This window comes from Methylobacterium sp. EM32 (assembly GCF_040593685.1).
Taxonomy (GTDB): Bacteria; Pseudomonadota; Alphaproteobacteria; order Rhizobiales; family Beijerinckiaceae; genus Methylobacterium.
The window spans coordinates 39384-55428 of record NZ_JBEXZS010000173.1 but is presented as its reverse complement, the minus strand read 5'-3'; the positions used below and the strand labels follow the sequence as shown (position 1 = coordinate 55428).

The 16045-nt window shown below is 70.4% G+C and carries 14 protein-coding genes; 6 read left to right on the top strand and 8 right to left on the bottom strand.

Features of this window, described 5'->3' with window-relative positions:
• Positions 1 to 2: 2 nt before the first annotated feature.
• Positions 3 to 938, bottom strand: coding sequence for an ACP S-malonyltransferase (gene fabD / locus ABZT49_RS22935; protein WP_355289273.1), 936 nt, complete (start codon positions 936 to 938; stop codon positions 3 to 5).
• A gap of 177 nt (positions 939 to 1115) precedes the next feature.
• A complete protein-coding gene (locus tag ABZT49_RS22930; RefSeq protein WP_355289271.1) occupies positions 1116 to 1841 on the bottom strand; it encodes a carbonic anhydrase in 726 nt (241 codons plus the stop codon).
• A 234-nt stretch (positions 1842 to 2075) separates the two neighbouring features.
• Here ABZT49_RS22930 and rpoZ point away from each other — a divergent pair, with 234 nt between their 5' ends.
• The 6 genes from rpoZ to ABZT49_RS22900 all read left to right on the top strand — a co-directional run bounded on the left by rpoZ (position 2076) and on the right by ABZT49_RS22900 (position 8289).
• The gene (gene rpoZ, locus ABZT49_RS22925; protein WP_355289269.1) at positions 2076 to 2486 is read left to right on the top strand and encodes a DNA-directed RNA polymerase subunit omega; all 411 of its coding nucleotides are present in this window, start codon (positions 2076 to 2078) and stop codon (positions 2484 to 2486) included.
• Positions 2487 to 2805: 319 nt separating this feature from the next.
• Entirely contained in the window at positions 2806 to 5049 is a 2244-nt protein-coding gene (locus ABZT49_RS22920; RefSeq protein ID WP_355289267.1) for a bifunctional (p)ppGpp synthetase/guanosine-3',5'-bis(diphosphate) 3'-pyrophosphohydrolase, read from the top strand.
• Positions 5050 to 5408: 359 nt separating this feature from the next.
• Entirely contained in the window at positions 5409 to 6461 is a 1053-nt protein-coding gene (locus ABZT49_RS22915; RefSeq protein WP_355289265.1) for a DUF3616 domain-containing protein, read from the top strand.
• A gap of 103 nt (positions 6462 to 6564) precedes the next feature.
• Positions 6565 to 7155 carry an orotate phosphoribosyltransferase gene (gene pyrE / locus ABZT49_RS22910; protein ID WP_355289264.1) on the top strand — a complete coding sequence of 197 codons (591 nt, stop codon included), beginning with the start codon at positions 6565 to 6567 and terminating at the stop codon, positions 7153 to 7155.
• Between the two features lie 213 nt (positions 7156 to 7368).
• Entirely contained in the window at positions 7369 to 8037 is a 669-nt protein-coding gene (locus tag ABZT49_RS22905; protein ID WP_355289262.1) for an NYN domain-containing protein, read from the top strand.
• Between the two features lie 90 nt (positions 8038 to 8127).
• Complete coding sequence (locus ABZT49_RS22900) at positions 8128 to 8289, top strand: hypothetical protein (protein ID WP_355289260.1); 162 nt, start codon at positions 8128 to 8130, stop codon at positions 8287 to 8289.
• Positions 8290 to 8305: 16 nt separating this feature from the next.
• Here ABZT49_RS22900 and ABZT49_RS22895 read toward each other — a convergent pair whose 3' ends face one another.
• From ABZT49_RS22895 to ABZT49_RS22870, 6 genes are all read right to left on the bottom strand, one after another.
• Entirely contained in the window at positions 8306 to 9229 is a 924-nt protein-coding gene (locus ABZT49_RS22895; RefSeq protein WP_355289258.1) for an NAD-dependent epimerase/dehydratase family protein, read from the bottom strand.
• The gene (locus ABZT49_RS22890) at positions 9226 to 10224 is read right to left on the bottom strand and encodes a glycosyl transferase (RefSeq protein WP_355289256.1); all 999 of its coding nucleotides are present in this window, start codon (positions 10222 to 10224) and stop codon (positions 9226 to 9228) included. Before ABZT49_RS22890 ends, ABZT49_RS22895 begins: the two co-directional genes overlap by 4 nt.
• Positions 10225 to 10643: 419 nt before the next feature.
• Positions 10644 to 11519, bottom strand: a complete 876-nt coding sequence (locus ABZT49_RS22885; protein WP_355289254.1) for a bifunctional helix-turn-helix transcriptional regulator/GNAT family N-acetyltransferase — start codon at positions 11517 to 11519, stop codon at positions 10644 to 10646.
• A 119-nt stretch (positions 11520 to 11638) separates the two neighbouring features.
• Entirely contained in the window at positions 11639 to 12442 is an 804-nt protein-coding gene (locus ABZT49_RS22880) for a Bax inhibitor-1/YccA family protein (protein ID WP_355289253.1), read from the bottom strand.
• A gap of 226 nt (positions 12443 to 12668) precedes the next feature.
• Positions 12669 to 15260, bottom strand: coding sequence for an FtsX-like permease family protein (locus tag ABZT49_RS22875; RefSeq protein ID WP_355289252.1), 2592 nt, complete (start codon positions 15258 to 15260; stop codon positions 12669 to 12671).
• A 5-nt stretch (positions 15261 to 15265) separates the two neighbouring features.
• On the bottom strand, positions 15266 to 15961 hold the full coding sequence (locus ABZT49_RS22870) for an ABC transporter ATP-binding protein (protein ID WP_355289250.1): 696 nt from the start codon (positions 15959 to 15961) through the stop codon (positions 15266 to 15268).
• Between the last annotated feature and the right edge of the window lie 84 nt (positions 15962 to 16045).

Here is a 16045-nt window from a genome sequence, read left to right as displayed (position 1 = left end):
TCTCAAAGCGTGAAGGCCGCGACCTCGGCCGGGGTGCCGACCGGCGTGGCGGAGGTTCCCGCCGCGATGCGCTTGACGAGGCCCGACAGCACCTTGCCGGTGCCGATCTCGTAGAAGGCGTCGACCCCGGACGCCGCCATCGCGGCGACGCATTCGCGCCAGCGCACGGTGCCGGTGACCTGCGCGACCAGCGCGTCGCGGATCGCCGCCGGCTCGCTCATGGGGGCGGCGAGCACGTTCGCCATCACCGGGACCTTGGCGGGACGAAGGTCGACGGCGTCGAGCGCCGCGCGCATCGCCTCGGCGGCCGGCGCCATCAGGGCGCAGTGGAAGGGCGCCGAGACGTTCAGCATCACGGCACGCTTGGCGCCGCGCCCCTGCGCCAGCGCCACCGCCCGCTCGACCGCGGCGCGGGTCCCTGAGACCACCACCTGACCGGCGCCGTTGTCGTTGGCGACATCGCACACCTCGCCCTGGCGCGCCTCTGCGGCGACCTCGGACGCCGCCTCGACGTCGAGGCCGAGCAGCGCCGCCATGGCGCCGGAGCCCACCGGCACCGCCTTCTGCATCGCCTCACCGCGCAGGCGCAGCAGGCGCGCGGCGTCCGACAGCGACAGGGAGCCGGCGGCGGCGAGCGCGCTGTACTCGCCGAGCGAGTGGCCGGCGACGAAGGCAACGTCGCGAGCGAGATCGAGGCCGCGCTCAGCTTCCAGCACCCGCAGCACCGCGATACTGGACGCCATCAGGGCCGGCTGGGCATTCGCCGTGAGGGTCAGCTCCTCGGCCGGGCCCTCGAACATCAGGCGCGAGAGGTTCTGCCCCAAGGCCTCGTCGACCTCGGCGAAGACCGCGCGGGCGGCGGCGTGATCCTGGGCCAGGGCGGAGCCCATGCCGACGGCCTGGCTGCCCTGGCCCGGAAAGATGAAGGCGCGCGACACGTGCGGGGTGCTTCCTGCCCTTGAGAGCGGCGGCTCGCGAACCGCGGCATGCGGCTGCGGGACGCAGCGATTGGGCGGCGCCAGTCGCAGAGGCACCGGCCATAGTCAAGCGTGGCCGGCGCGCAAAATTCGCGGGCTCGTCGCCGGCCTGCGCCGTGGGGTTAGCTTCCTTCGAGGTCAGGCCTCGTCGAAGAAATCGACTTCGCCGGTATCGAGGCTGTAGGCGGCCCCGACGATCCGGAGCTTCTTCTCGGCGAGCGGCGTCAGCAGTTCCGGCTCGGAGGCGGTGCGCAGGCGCCGCACGACCCGGCTGACATTCGCCCGCACGGCGTTCTCGACGAGGTCGCCGGGCTTGGTCCGCACCCCCAGCACCGCCGGGACGATCGGCTCGATCATCTGGCCGATGGCGCCGGGATAGACCGTGTTGTTCGTCACCACGTCCACCGCCGCCTCGACGGCGCCGCAGCGGCTGTGGCCCATCACCAGGACCAGCGGCACGCCGAGCTTGGCCACCGCGTACTCGATGGAGCCCAGAGCCGTCGTGTCGACGGTGTTGCCGGCGTTGCGCACGATGAACAACTCGCCGAGGCCGCGGCCGAACAGGATCTCGGGCGAGACGCGGGAATCCGAGCAGCTGACGAGGACGCAGAACGGCGTCTGGCCCAGCGCGATCTCGATGCGCCGCTCGCGGCCCTGCACCGAGCGCACCGGGCTGTCGGTCTTGAACAGCCGGTTGCCCTCCTTCATCGCCTCGAGCGCCTGGTCGGGATTCAGGGTGGTGCGCTTCGTCGACGGTGCCGCCGCGTGGGCGAGGCCCGGCGGGAGCAATGCGGTGGCCGCGATGGCGGCACCGAGGGTACAGCCGCAGCCGAGGAGGTGGCGCCGGCTCGGACTCTTCGTCATCGGGTCGTCTCCTTCATCCCTGTCTCCCGCCCGATATGTTCGGTGCGGCCGACCCGGGGCACCGGGCCGCCCGCGAGGATTGGCGGTGCGCCCTCCCCGCGCAATCATCCGGAAACATTAAGCCTGGTCGCGACGAGGGGCACGCGCCGTCATCGCCTGCTTGTTGCAAAACGGCATCTCGTGTAGGGAGGCCGCTAATCCGAGATTTTCGATTGACCAAGGAAGGGGTCGCGCATGGCTCGCGTCACCGTTGAGGACTGCATCGACAAGGTCGAGAACCGCTTCGAGCTGGTGCTCCTGGCCGGCCACCGCGCCCGGCTGCTCTCCTCCGGCGCCCCGCTCACCATCGACCGCGACCGCGACAAGAACCCGGTCGTGGCCCTGCGCGAGATCGCCGACGAGACCATCACGCCGGACGACCTCAAGGAGCAGCTGATCCACTCGCTGCAGAAATACGTCGAGGTCGACGAGCCGGAGGCCGAGACGGTGCCGCTGCTCTCCAGCTCGCCCGCTGCCGCCGCGGTGGCGCCGCAAGCCTCGGGCGACGGCGACGACATCACGTTCGACCGGATGAGCGAGGAGGACCTGCTGCGCGGCCTCGAGAACCTCGCGCCCCCGACCGAGACGGAAGAGGAAGGCGACTGAGCCTCCCCGGGAGGGCGGTCGCGCCCTCCCCCGGATCCGATCTCAGGATCCAATCCGGTCGCGAGGCCGGCGAGACCCGGCCGCGAGGCCGGGTTTTTTCGTGGCCGCGATTTTTTCGCGGCCTTTTTCGCGATGCGGCACGGAAGCGGCACTGCCGCGGCGTTTAGGGGCTGGCGCGGCCGCCCGTTCGGCTCGATATTGACGGTCGGACCTCCACAAGCGTCGTCGGCGTTCAGCGCAACCGGATCACTCGGCACGCCGCGACGCCCCCGCGCCGGTCGCGAGCCGGCGATTTCGTGCGCAAGGAGACCAACGGCGGATGATGCGCCAGTACGAGCTCGTCGAGCGGGTCAAGGCCTACAATCCCGGCGCCGACGAGGGGCTGCTGAACCGGGCCTACGTCTACGCGATGCGGGCGCACGGCACGCAGAAGCGCGCCTCGGGGGATCCCTTCTTCGCCCACCCGCTCGAGGTGGCGGCCATCCTCACCGACCTGCGGCTCGACGACGCCACCATCGTGGCGGCGGTGCTGCACGACACCGTCGAGGACACAGCCGCGACGCTCGACGAGATCAACCGGGTCTTCACCCCCGAGATCGGCAAGCTCGTCGACGGGCTGACCAAGATCAAGCGCCTGGACCTCGTCTCGAAGCGCGCGGCGCAGGGCGAGAATTTTCGCAAGCTCCTGCTCGCGATCGCTGCCGACGTGCGGGTGCTGCTCGTCAAGCTCGCCGACCGGCTGCACAACATGCGCACCCTGCAGCACATGCCGGCGGAGAAGCGCGCCCGCATCGCCCAGGAGACCCTGGACATCTACGCGCCGCTCGCGAGCCGCATGGGCATGCAGGAGCTGCGCGAGGAGCTGGAGGACCTTTCCTTCGTCAACCTCAAGCCCGACGTCTACGCGACGATCGCGAAGCGGCTCTCCGACCTCTCGGCGAAATCCGAGCGGCTGGTCGAGAGCATCGAGCGCGACCTCGTCGCCAAGCTGGCCCATGCCGGCATCGCCGCCACCGTCAAGGGGCGGCAGAAGCGACCCTACTCGATCTGGAGCAAGATGGAGCGCAAGTCGGTTGCCTTCGAGCAGCTCTCCGACATCTTCGGCTTCCGGGTCATCGTCGACGAGGTCGATACCTGCTACCGCGCTCTCGGCGTCGTCCACACCACCTGGCCGATGGTGCCGGGGCGCTACAAGGACTACATCTCGACCCCGAAGCAGAACGACTACCGGTCGATCCACACCACGGTGATCGGGCCGAAGAGCCAGCGCGTCGAGCTCCAGATCCGCACAACCGAGATGGACGAGATCGGCGAGTACGGCATCGCGGCGCACGCGCTCTACAAGGACGGCGCCCCGCATCTCGCCACCGAGAGCGGCGCCTACCAGTGGCTGCGCCGCACCATCGAGCTGCTGGCCGAGGGTGACAGCCCCGAGGAGTTCCTGGAGCACACCAAGCTCGAACTGTTCCAGGATCAGGTCTTCTGCTTCACCCCGAAGGGCCGGCTGATCGCCCTGCCCCGGGGCGCGACGCCGATCGACTTCGCCTACGCGGTCCATACCGACGTCGGCAACACCGCGGTCGGGGCCAAGATCAACGGCCGCATCGCCCCGCTCCTCACCGAATTGCAGAACGGCGACGAGGTCGAGATCGCGCGGGCCGACGGCCAGATCCCGCCGGCGGCCTGGGAATCCCTCGTCGTCACCGGCAAGGCCCGCGCCGCCATCCGGCGGGCCACCCGCTCGGCGGTGCGCCGGCAATATGCGGGCCTCGGCCGCCAGATTCTCGACCGCGCCTTCGAGCGCGCCGGCAAGAACTTTTCCGACGAGAAGCTCCGCGGCGCCCTCCCGCGGCTCGCCCGCCAGTCCACCGAAGACGTGTTCGCGGCGGTGGGACGGGGCGAGATGTTCTCCGGCGATGTCGTGAAGGCGGTCTATCCCGACTACAAGGACGAGCGCCGGGGTGCCGCCGCGAGCCAGGTCGGCCCGGGCCAGCCCCGGCCGCACGTCAACGGCGCCGGTCGCCTGTCCCTCGACAAGGACCAGACGGTGCGCCTGACCTGGCCGGGCAAAGGTCCCGCCAAGGAGGGCGCCGCCAACGGGGCCGAGGAGGGCGCGATCCCGATTCGCGGCCTCGACCGCGACCTCCTGGTGCGCTTCGCCCCCGATGGCGGCGCGGTGCCGGGCGACCGGATCGTCGGCATCCTGACGCCGGGCGAGGGCGTGACCATCTACCCGATCCAATCGCCGGCGCTCGCCGCCTTCGACAACGAGCCCGACCGCTGGCTCGACGTGCGCTGGGACGTGGACGGCGCCTCCAACCAGCGCTTCCCGGCGCGGCTGGCCCTGCAATCGATCAACGAGCCCGGCAGCTTCGCCCAGATCGCCCAGGTGATCGCCGACCACGACGGCAACATCGACAACATCTCGATGAAGCGCCGGACCCAGGACTTCACCGACGTCACCATCGACCTCGCGGTCTGGGACCTGAAGCACCTCAACGCCATCGTGTCGGAGCTGCGGGCGAAGCGCGTGGTGAGCCGGGTCGACCGGGTGAACGGATAGTCTCCGGTCTCTCGGCGCTCCGGCCCTGCTGCGCGCGGCAGGGCCGGAGCGCCGAGAGGCGGACCGACGGCCCCTCTCGGCGGGATCACGGTCGCCGACGAGCGGGAGACGCCCGTCTCACGGCAGCCGAACCATCACGCCAATCCGCCCTCGATCTCCTCCGTCGGGAAACTCGACTTGACGGGTTGTGCCGACGCGCGCATCTTTTCTGCAGCAATAAATTTCTATTTTCATGGCGAACCGCACATCTGCGGATATGATTTCTGTTTTTATTTATTATATTTTGAGAAGCGCTTAAGCAAAAAAGATAAACGATGCGCGCGTGCCGCATGAAATTGCTCCATGGGAGGCGAAACGTGATGACAGCAAGACGTAGTCGCCTGTCGGCTCTCTGTCTGTCGACGGCATTATGCCTCAACCTGTCGGCGGCGGGGCCGGCGAAGGCGGGGGATGATCACGATCCGATCTGGAAGGTCGAGAAGAAGCTGCTCGGCAAGGACGGAGACAAGTCGACGGATGTCAGCGGCATCGCCTGCACCACGAATGCAGGCTTTCCGCGGCGATGCCTGGTGATCGAAGATGAGGTGCAGGCGGCCCAGATTGTGATCGTGGAGGACGGTCGCCTGCTCGCTGGCGACACGATCCCGCTCATCGGCGACGCGTTCGAGGGCAAGCCGATCGAGTTCGACGGCGAGGGTGTCACCTACGCGGACGGCGCGTTCCTGATCATCGGCTCGCACGGCCACCCGCGCGACAAGAAGAACAAGCTCGATCCGACGAAGGATGCCGCGAAGATCAAGGCGAGCATCGGTGCCAGCAGCCGGATCGTCGAGGTCCGCCTCGATCCCGACCAGATCGGCCCGAGCGGCGGCCTGAAGGCGAAGGCCGCGGTCAAGGTCTTCACCGGTCTGCCGGCGATCCTGGCCGCCGAGCCGCTGCTCGCTCCCTTCCTGAACCGGCGCCTGGATCAGAACGGTCTCACGATCGAGGGGATCGCCGCCTGGGACGACCGGCTCTTCGTCGGGTTGCGCGGCCCATCCCTCGGGGGCGACCGGGCCGCGATCGTCTCGATGCCCATCAAGGACGTCATGGGGAACGGCAAGCCGAAGGCCCGGCTGCACCTCGTGCCGCTCGGGCTGGGACGGGGCGTGCGGGATCTCGCCGCCTCGCCGTCGGGGCTGCTCGTTCTCGCGGGTCCGACGGCGGAGGGCGACGGCGCCTACTCGATCTATCGGGTCAAGGACGAGGCAGTGGAGCTGCTCGGCGAGGTGCCGCCCCTCCGCCGGGACGGCGAGTTGGTGAAGCCCGAGGCGCTGCTGTTCCTCGATCAGGATGACGACGGCCAGCGGGTGCTCGTGCTGTCGGACGGGGCGAAAGAAGGCGCTCCCCGGCCGTTGCGGATACGCCCCTGAGATGTCGCGAGAGCGGCGAGCCGCGCCGGCCGATTGCGCCGGCCGGCGCGCGCTGCCACAAGCCCCGACTCAAGGGCCGCTCCACCGACCACTGAAGGGTGCCATGACCTCCGACGACGTCCTCGCCGAATTCCGCTCCGCCGGCGCCCTGCTGGAGGGCCATTTCGTGCTCTCCTCCGGGCTGCACAGCGCGGTGTTCCTGCAGAAGATGGCGATCTTCACCGATCCGGTGCGCACCGCGCGGGTCTGCGCCGCTCTGGCCGAGCGGATCACGGATCGCTACGGCCGGGTCGACTACGTCGTCTCGCCGGCGGTCGGCGGCATCGTGCCGGGCTACGAGACCGCCCGGGCGCTCGGCGCCAAGGCGATCTTCGTCGAGCGCGACCCGGGCAAGCCCTTCACACTGCGCCGCGGCTTCCAGATCCCGCAGGGCGCCCGGGCGGTGATGGTCGAGGACATCGTCACCACCGGCCTGTCCTCGCGCGAGTGCCTGGCGGCCCTGACGGAGGAGCCCGGCGAGGTGGTGGGCGCGGCCTGCCTGATCGACCGCTCCGGCGGCAAGGCCGATCTCGGCCTGCCGCTCGTCGCCCTCGTCACCCTCGACATCCCGAACTACCCGGCCGACCAGCTGCCGCCGGAACTCGCCGCGATCCCCGCGGTGAAGCCCGGCAGCCGCGCCCTGCCGGGCGCCTGACGCCCCGGCCCATCCCCATCCCGCCGCCGCATCGCCGCTTGACAGGCGCGGCGGCGCATACTTAGCTGGAGCTATTGCGGCCGCTCCGCGGTGTGCGGCACCCGCGCCGATTGCCCCCGCCTAGATACTCAGGGGGCAATTGCTTTGCTCAAGGCGGCTATTCTCGCAAGTGATTCTTTTCGTGCGGCCGTACCGTGCGTCCAAGGATAAATGATGCCCAATCCTCCCCGTAGCGCCCTGTTCATCGACGGCGCCAACATCTACGCCACCACCAAGGCTCTCGGCTTCGACATCGATTACCGCAAGCTCCTCGCTGATTTTCGCGCCCGCGAGAACCTTGTCCGTGCCTTTTATTACACGGCCCTGGTCGAGGATCAGGAATATTCCTCGATCCGTCCGCTGATCGACTGGCTCGATTACAACGGCTATCGCGTCGTGACGAAGCCGGTGAAGGAGTTCACCGACTCGACCGGCCGCCGCAAGATCAAGGGCAACATGGACATCGAGCTGACGATCGATGCCATGGAGCTCAGCCCCTATATCGACCACATGGTGCTGTTCTCCGGCGACGGCGATTTCCGGCCGCTGGTGGCGGCGATGCAGCGCCGCGGCGTGCGGGTGACCGTGGTCTCGACGGTGCAGACCCAGCCGCCGATGGTCGCCGACGAGCTGCGGCGGCAGGCCGACGACTTCGTCGACATCGTGCATCTGATCCCGCGCATCGGCCGCGACCAGGGCGACCGTCCGGTCCGCCCGCCCCGCTCCTTCGGACCGGAAGGGTCGCGCGACGCGGCGCCGCGCGATCCGGCACCGCGCACCACCGTCAATCTCGAGAACCGCTACGGCATTCGCCAGCCCGACGAGGACGACGCCGAGGATTGATCCCGCCGCGGGCGATCGCTCCTCTCTCACGGCGGCCAACCGGCCGCCGTGATCCGTTCGCGGCATGGGTCCTGATCGGAGTGGCGAGCCGTGGCGGATGAGCAGGCGACCGAAGACCGGCGAGAGGACGACCAAGCGGACAAGGACCCCTTTCCTTGGTGGGATCTGCCTGATCTCGTCGAGATGATCGTGGGGGTCGCGCGCGGGATCTGGAGCCTCGGCGCGCTGATCGTCGGCCTCTTCCGGGATTAGGCGCCACGCCTCGTCGTCAGCCGCCGGCCCGGGCCAGAGCCGCAAGGCCGCTCCGGGTCTCGACCGGCGCGGTCCATCCCAGCGCCTCCAGCCCCGCCGCGCGGGCGACCAGGGAACCGATCAACCGCTCGCGCAATTCGCCCCGCCCGGTCAGCGCCAGGGCTGCGTCGAGGAGGCCCTGCGGCACCGGCACCAGGCCCGGCCGGCGGCCGAGGCCGGCGCGCAGGGCCGCGATCATCTCCGGCACGCGCAGGGGCTCGGCCTCGGCCACGATCAGCGGCCGGCGCAAGGGGCCGGGCGCCCGCAGGACCGCGTCGACGGCGTCGCCCAGGGAGTCGACCGAGACGAGCGAGCGCCGCCCGGTGAGGCCCCCGAAGGGGAGCGGGTACGGCGCGGTGGCGAGCCGCATCAGCGCCGCCATGTTGCCCTTCTGGCCCGGCCCGTAGACCAGCACCGGCCGCAGCGAGACGTGATCGATGTCGATGCCCGCCAGCGCCTCCTCGGCGGCGAGCTTCGAGCGGCCATAGGCGTCGGTCGGGGCCGGGGCGTCGGACTCGGTGAGGATGCCGGCGGCGGAGGGGCCGGATTGCGCCCGGATCGAGGACAGGAACACGAAGCGGCGCACCCGGGCCCGCGCCGCGGCCTGGGCGAGGCCGCGCGTCGCCTCGGTGTTGAAGGTCCGGTAATCGTCCTCCGGCGCGCCCGACATCGCGTGGGCGAGGCCGGCCGAGTGCACCACCGCGTCGGCCCCCGAGAGGGCTGCCGCCATGTTCTGCGGCCGGGCGATATCGCCCACCACCGCGCCGCTGATGCCCGGCGGCAGCTCCACCGGCCGGCGCAGCAGCACCCGCACCCGGTAGCCGCGGGCGGTCAGGGCCGCCAGGAGGTGGCGGCCGATGAAGCCGGTCGATCCGGTGAGGGCGACGAGGGGAGCGGTCATGCGGCGGCGTTCCGGATGGCGGGCAGGGCGAAGAGCCGGAGCAGGCCGGCGACGAGTGCGGCGCCGAACGCCAGGGCGACGAGGGACATCGTCCAGCCCGGCACCGCCAGGGTCGCGGCGGCGAGGAGCGCCAGGGCGAGGTTGAGGACGAGGACCGCCCCGACCACGAAGGGCACGGAGCGGCCGTTGGTCGTGGCGCGCTGGTAGAAATGGCTGCGATGCGCCTGCCAGACTAGCTCGCCGGCGAGCGCCCTGCGGCCGAGGGTCAGGGTCGCGTCGGCCAAGTAATAGAGCGGAAGCAGGATCGCGGCGGCGAGCCCGCCCTCGCCGGCCAGCCGGTAGAGCAGCCAGGCGACGACCAGCCCGATCGGCAGCGAACCGACATCGCCGAGGAAGAGCTTCGCCACCGGGCGATTGAACGGCGCGAAGCCAAGGAGGCCGCCCAGCAGCGCCGCCGCCGCCAGGGTCGCGTCCGCCGGCAGCCGGCCGGCGAGGCCGAAGGCCAGGAGCGCGCCGAGCACCGGGACCATCTCGGCCACCGTCATCCAGTCGAGCCCGTCCATGAAGTTCGTGAGGTTGACGAACCACAGCCCGGCCAGGACCGCGAGGCCGCGCTCGAGCCAGAGCGGGATCTCGGGCAGCAATTGCCCGCCGGCGGCGGTGAGGACCAGCACCACGCAGGCCGCCTGGAGCGGCAGGCGCACCCTCACCGACAAGGGCCGGATGTCGTCGACGGCGCCGACGACGCCCAGGACGACCGTTCCCGCCGCGAGCGCCGCGACCTCGCCCCCGGGCATGCCTCCCAGCACGATCATCACGGCCAGCGCCGCCGCCACCACCGCGATGCCACCGCCCTGCGGAGTCGGAATCCGGTGGCTGGAGCGGGCATTCGGCCGTGCGAGCGCGTAGCGCTGGAGCAGCGGCCGCAACGCAACGATCAGCCCGGACGACAGCAGAGCGGCGAGGGGAACGGCGACGAGAGGGCTGAGCGGCATGCGGTGATCGGGGCGGGAGTGGTGCCCACCCCTACCCTACCGGCTCCGATGCGGCCAGACGGCGCGATGGTGCGCTCGCGCCGTCTCAGAGCCCGTAGGTTGGCTCAACAGCACTGAGTTCCGGGCTCCGCTGCGCGGCCCCGGACTGACGCGGAGGATTTCAACTCCATCAACCAAAACGAGCAACGTTGGACCCCGTCTCACAGCCTGTTCGAATCGCGAGGATTGCACCCGAAGGAATTCTTTGATCCTACCCACGACCTCATCCTGAGGTGCGACCGCAGGGAGCCTCGAAGGAGGCCTCCAGATACCGCCGCGATGTCTGGAGCCTCCTTCGAGGTCAGTCGATTTTCAATCGACTGACACCTCAGGATGAGGTTGTGGATAGGATATACCTTGCCGGTCAGTCGAACAGGCTCTTACAGCCGCTTCTCAAAGAAGAAGTCCGGATACGGATCGTCGTTGAAGCGGTCGATCTCGACCCAGCCGGTGCGGCGGTAGAGCTGGAGCGCCTCAGTCAGCGCGCTGTTCGAATCGAGGCGCAGGGTCGTGATGCCGAGGTCCCGCGCCGCCGCCTCCGCGGCCTCCATGAGGCGGCGGGCGAGGCCGAGGCCGCGGGCGGAGGGGCAGACCCAGAGCCGCTTGATCTCGGCGGTCTCTCCGCCTTTGCCCTTCAGGCCGACGCAACCGATCGGCAGCCCGTCCGACAAGGCGACCAGAAAGGCGCCGCGCGGACGCATCATGTCGGCCGCCTCCGGGTCACGGGAGAGAGAGACGTCGAAGCCGGTGGCAAGCCGCCGCCCCAGCTCGGCGTAATATTCCGTCAGGCAATGGAGCGCCGCCTCGGAGCGTGGGTCGGTCTCCTCGACGGCGATCCGCTCGCGGCCGAGCGCCGTCGCGACGAGGTCCATCGCGCGCAGCAACTCGTCGCCCTTGGGAAAGCGGGCGAGCAGCGCCTCTGCCCGGTCGTTCGACAGGGCCTCGTAGGCCGCGAATTCCTGCCGGCCGGCCTCGGTCAGGGCGGCGACCCGGCGGCGGGCATCGTCCGGATGCGGCAGCGTGACGACCAGCCCCTCCTCCTCCAGGCCGCGCAGGAGCCGGCTCATCAGGCCGGAATCGAGCCCGAGATAGTCGCGGATGGCGCCGACCTCGCCGCGGCCGTGGCCGATGGCATTGAGCACCCGGGCGGTGCCGAGCGGCCGGCCGCGGCCGAGGAAAGAGGTGTCAAGAGCCCCGACCTCGGCGGTCACGGCCCGGTTGAAGCGGCGAATGCGGCTGACGGCGTCGGTCGACATATATCTGACTTAAGTCAGAGAAATCGCGCCGTCAACGGGGCTCTCAACGCAAGAAGCCCCGGCCGCAGGGCCGGGGCTTCCCGTTCGTCGATCCGGAGCGGCGCGCCGCCCCGAGCCTCTTAGTTGTTCCGGTTGCCCATCAGCGAGAGCAGGAACTGGAACATGTTGATGAAGTCCAGGTAGAGCGTCAGAGCGCCGACCACCGACACCTTGGCGGCGGTCTCGCCGTCGAAGTTGCCGTAGAGGTACATCTCCTTGAGCTTCTGCGTGTCGTACGCGGTCAGGCCGGCGAAGATCAGCACGCCGATGACCGAGATCGCGAATTGCAGGGCGCTTGAGGCCAGGAAGATGTTCACCAGGCTGGCGATGACGAGGCCGATCAGGCCCATCACCAGGAACGAGCCGATGCCCGACAAGCTCCGGGTCGTGGTGTAGCCGTAGAGGCTCAGGCCGCCGAAGGCCGCCGCCGTGATGAAGAACACCTGGACTACGCTCGCGCCGGTGTAGCGGAGCAGCAGCGTCGAGAGCGACGCACCCATCACCGCCGCGAAGGCGAAGAAGGTGGTGCGGGCCGACGCGGCCGACATCCGGTCCATCCGGAACGAGAACAGGAAGATGAAGGCGAGCGGCGCGAGCGCGATCACCCACATCAGCGGCGTGGCGTAGAGCGTGCGGCCGAAGCTGGTCAGCGGGATCGAGCCGATCCGCGCCACTGCATCCGCTTGCGATGTCGCCACCGCGAGCTTGTTGATGCCGATGGCCACCAGCCCGGAGATACCGAGGCCGATGATCATGTTGTTGTAGACGCCGAGCATGAACGCGCGAAGGCCCTGGTCGATCTGGACCTGGCTCTGGGCGTAGCCCGTGGGCGCCCCGAAGCCGTTCGCGTTACCCTGCCGGAACGGGCTGTTCTCGAATGCCATGGGAGATTCCTTCGGAAGCTCTCTAGCGTGGATGTTCCTGGTGCGAGGCTCTCACGCGACCCTCGGACGCTTGACGCGTCGGATCGGCGTCCGGCCCCTCGCGGGTCCGCTCGCCTTGACCGGAATATGTGAGCCGCGACCGGCGCGCACAAGGGCGGTGCCGGAGCGGCAACTGGCCGGGACGGGCCAAAATCGAGGGTCCCTACGCCGCAGGGACTCTTCGGGATTAAGACCCCGCGAGATTTCGTAGATACTGCGCCGGCTTCTGCCCGAGGATCCGCCAGGTCCCGGCGAGCCCGAGCCCGACCGCCACGACGACCGCCAGCAGGGCCGCGAGCAGCGCCCCCGAGAGGTCGAGGGCGAAATCGAGATGCATGACCCTGGTGAGGATCACCCAGCCCGCCAGCGTTCCGGCCACGAGCCCGAAGAGTGCGGTGGCGAGGCCGAGCGCCCCGTACTCCATCGTGTAGGCCGCGAGCAGCCGCCCCCGCGTGGCGCCGAGCGTCTTGAGCACCACCGCGTCGTAGAGCCGGGCCCGGTGGCCCGCGGCCAGCGCCCCGGCGAGCACGAACAGGCTGGTCGCCACCGCCACCGCGCTCGCACCGCGGATCGCGAAGACGAGCTTGCCGACGAGGTCGTTGACCGCGTCGAGGGCGTCCTTCACCCGCACGCTGCTCACCGCGGGGAATTCCTTCGCCGCGTCGCGCAGGATCCGGGCCTCGAGGGCAGCATCCGGCCCCTCCGGCAGGGTCAGGGTCGCGAGGTCGCTGTGCGGCGCCCCCCGGAAGGTGCCGGGCGAGAAGACCATCACGAAGTTGATGCCGAGGTTGCGCCACTCGACGTGGCGCAGGTTGGCGATGGTGACGGTCAGGTTGCGCCCGAGCACGTTGACGGTGACCTGGTCGCCGACCTTGAGGTTGAGGCTGCGGGCGAGCTGGTCGTCGAAGGAGACGAGCGGCTTCTTGGCGTCGTCGCCCTTCCACCACTGCCCGGCGGTGATCCGCGAGCCGTCGGGCAGGTCCTCGGCGTAGGTGATGCCGCGGTCGCCGTCGAGCACCCAGGCAGCGTCCTCTCTGGCCTTGATCTGCGCCGCCGGCACGCCGTTCAGCGCCGTGATCCGCCCGCGCATCATCGGCACCCGCTCGATCTTGCCCCGCGGCGCGGCGCGCCCGAGGAACTGGTCGAAGGCCTCCGAGTCGCGGCTCGGGATGTCGAGGAAGAACAGGCTCGGCGCCTTCGCCGGCAGGGAGCGGGTCAGCGTCCGGGTGATGTTGGCGTCGATCAGGCTCAAGGTGACGAGGAGCGTGATGCCGAGGCCGAGCGAGAGCACGATCGAGGGCGTCAGCGCGCCGGGCCGATGCAGGTTGGCGAGCGCCAGCCGCGGCGCGGCCCGGGCCGGACGCGGCAGGCGTCGCGCCAGCGCCATCAGCCCGAAGGCGACGAGGCGCAGGAGCCCGAAGGCGAGGCCGGCCGCGACGATGAAGATCAGCGCCACCCCGCGGTCGTAGGCGGTCGTCAGCGCGAGCGCGAGGAGGCCGGCCAGGGCGAGGCCGAGGATGCCGAGGTAGCGCGGCCGCGGCCAGCGCCGGTCGGGATCGACGGTGTCGCGAAACAGTCCCGACACCGCGACGTCGTGGGCGCGCCCGAGCGGCCCGATCGCGAAGGCGAGCGCCGTCAGCACGCCGTAGAGGGCGGCGATCACGAGCTCGCCCGGTGCCAGGGTGGGGTTGAGCGGCAGCGGCAGCAAGGAGCCGAACGCCGCATCGAGGGCGAAGGGCAGCACGGCGCCGACGAGAAGGCCGCCAAGAATGCCGATCCCGGCGATCAGCATCACCTGGGTCAGGTAGATGCCGACCACCTGACCGCCCGGGGCGCCGAGGCTCTTGAGGGTCGCGATCGAGGCGCGCTTGCGCTCGACGAAGGCCCGCACCGCGTTGGCGACGCCGACCCCGCCGACGAGGAGCGCGGTGAGGCCGACGAGGGTCAGGAACTGGGTGAACCGCTCGATGCTGCGGGCGAAGCGCGGATCGGCGTTGAGCCGCGAGCGGATCTCCCAGCCGGCATCCGGCAGGGCGCTCCGAGCCTCGGTCATCGCCCGCTCCACCGCCGCGTCGTCGCCGGTCGGCAGCGTCACCCGGTAGACGAAGCGGTTGAGGCTGCCGGGCTGGACGAGGCCGGTCGCCCTGAGCGCGTCGAGCGACACCATCAGGCGCGGTCCGAAGCCGATGCCGCCGGCGATCTTGTCCGGCTCGGCGACCAGCACGGTGCGCAGCACGATCTCGGCCCCGCCGACGGTGAGGCGGTCGCCGAGCTTGAGATCGAGCCGGGCGAGCAGGGCTGCATCGGCAGCCGCACCGTAGACGCCGTCGCGGGCGGAGAAGATCTCGGCGGGCGGCATCGGCGGTTCGGTCGTCAGCGCGCCGACCGCCGGATAATCGGGCCCGACCGCCTTCAGCTCGACCAGAGCCGCGCCCTTCTCCCCCGCCGAGGCCATAGCGCGGGTGAAGCCCACCGCCGAGACGCGGCCGCGCGCCTCCAGGAAGGCTTTCTCCTGCGGGCTCGCCTCGCGGTGGACCAGCCCGAAGGTGACGTCGCCGCCGAGGATCTTTCGGCCCTCGCGGGCGAGCCCGTCGGAGAGCGAGCGCGACAGCGAGGCGACGCCCGCGATGGTGGCGACCCCGATGGCGATGCAGGCGAGCAGCACCGTGAAGCCGCGCAGGCCCCCGCGCAGCTCGCGCAGCGCGAGGCGCAGGGTCAGCGGCAGGCGCGAGGGACGGCCGGGCGTCCCGCCGGGGAGTCTGGGAAGGCTGCCGTGCATGGTTCTTAAGCGCTCACCACGTTGTCGATCAGCCCCGAGCGCAGCCGCACCGTGCGGTCGCACAGGCGAGCGAGGCCGGGATCGTGGGTGACCAGCACCAGGGTGGCGCCGCGGTCGCGCTTGAGGGAGAAGAGCAGGTCGACGATCTGCGCGCCGGTCGCCTCGTCGAGGTTGCCGGTCGGCTCGTCGGCCACCAGGATCGCCGGCTCGGGCGCCACTGCCCGCGCGATGGCGACGCGCTGCTGCTCGCCGCCCGACAGCTGGGCCGGATAATGGTGCAGGCGGTGCCCCAGGCCAACCGCTTCCAGTTCCCGCGCCGCCCGGGCATGGGCGGCGGGCGCGTCCGCCAGTTCGAGCGGCAGCGCCACGTTCTCGAGCGCCGTCATGGTCGGGACGAGGTGGAAGGACTGGAACACGATGCCGATGCGCCGGCCGCGGAACCGCGCCAGCGCGTCCTCGTCGAGCCCGGCGAGATCGGTCCCCTCGACCACGACCCGGCCGGAATCCGGCCGCTCCAGCCCCGCCATGGTCATCAGCAGGGTCGATTTGCCCGAGCCCGACGGACCGACGAGGCCGACTGCCTCGCCCGGGGCGACGGCGAGGGAGATGCCCTTCAGGATGTGGACCCGGGCGGCGCCGCGGCCGAGGCTGAGATCGACGCCCTCGAGCGCGATCGCCGGTCCGGTGGCCTTGTCGGTCATGGGGGAAGAACCGATCTTGAAGCGCGGCGACCATTCGGGCCGCCGCCGGAGGTTGAGTGTTGGGACGGACCTACGCAGGACAGG

Excerpts from the sequence above, each read along its gene's own strand:
- ABZT49_RS22885 (WP_355289254.1), bottom strand. The coding sequence starts at position 11,519 with ATGTCGACCGACGCCGTCAGCCGCATTCGCCGCTTCAACCGGGCCGTG.
- ABZT49_RS22880 (WP_355289253.1), bottom strand. The coding sequence starts at position 12,442 with ATGGCATTCGAGAACAGCCCGTTCCGGCAGGGTAACGCGAACGGCTTC.
- ABZT49_RS22930 (WP_355289271.1), bottom strand. The coding sequence starts at position 1,841 with ATGACGAAGAGTCCGAGCCGGCGCCACCTCCTCGGCTGCGGCTGTACC.
- ABZT49_RS22875 (WP_355289252.1), bottom strand. The coding sequence starts at position 15,260 with ATGCACGGCAGCCTTCCCAGACTCCCCGGCGGGACGCCCGGCCGTCCC.
- rpoZ (WP_355289269.1), top strand. The coding sequence starts at position 2,076 with ATGGCTCGCGTCACCGTTGAGGACTGCATCGACAAGGTCGAGAACCGC.
- ABZT49_RS22915 (WP_355289265.1), top strand. The coding sequence starts at position 5,409 with ATGACAGCAAGACGTAGTCGCCTGTCGGCTCTCTGTCTGTCGACGGCA.
- ABZT49_RS22905 (WP_355289262.1), top strand. The coding sequence starts at position 7,369 with ATGCCCAATCCTCCCCGTAGCGCCCTGTTCATCGACGGCGCCAACATC.
- ABZT49_RS22890 (WP_355289256.1), bottom strand. The coding sequence starts at position 10,224 with ATGCCGCTCAGCCCTCTCGTCGCCGTTCCCCTCGCCGCTCTGCTGTCG.
- ABZT49_RS22920 (WP_355289267.1), top strand. The coding sequence starts at position 2,806 with ATGATGCGCCAGTACGAGCTCGTCGAGCGGGTCAAGGCCTACAATCCC.
- pyrE (WP_355289264.1), top strand. The coding sequence starts at position 6,565 with ATGACCTCCGACGACGTCCTCGCCGAATTCCGCTCCGCCGGCGCCCTG.
- ABZT49_RS22870 (WP_355289250.1), bottom strand. The coding sequence starts at position 15,961 with ATGACCGACAAGGCCACCGGACCGGCGATCGCGCTCGAGGGCGTCGAT.
- ABZT49_RS22895 (WP_355289258.1), bottom strand. The coding sequence starts at position 9,229 with ATGACCGCTCCCCTCGTCGCCCTCACCGGATCGACCGGCTTCATCGGC.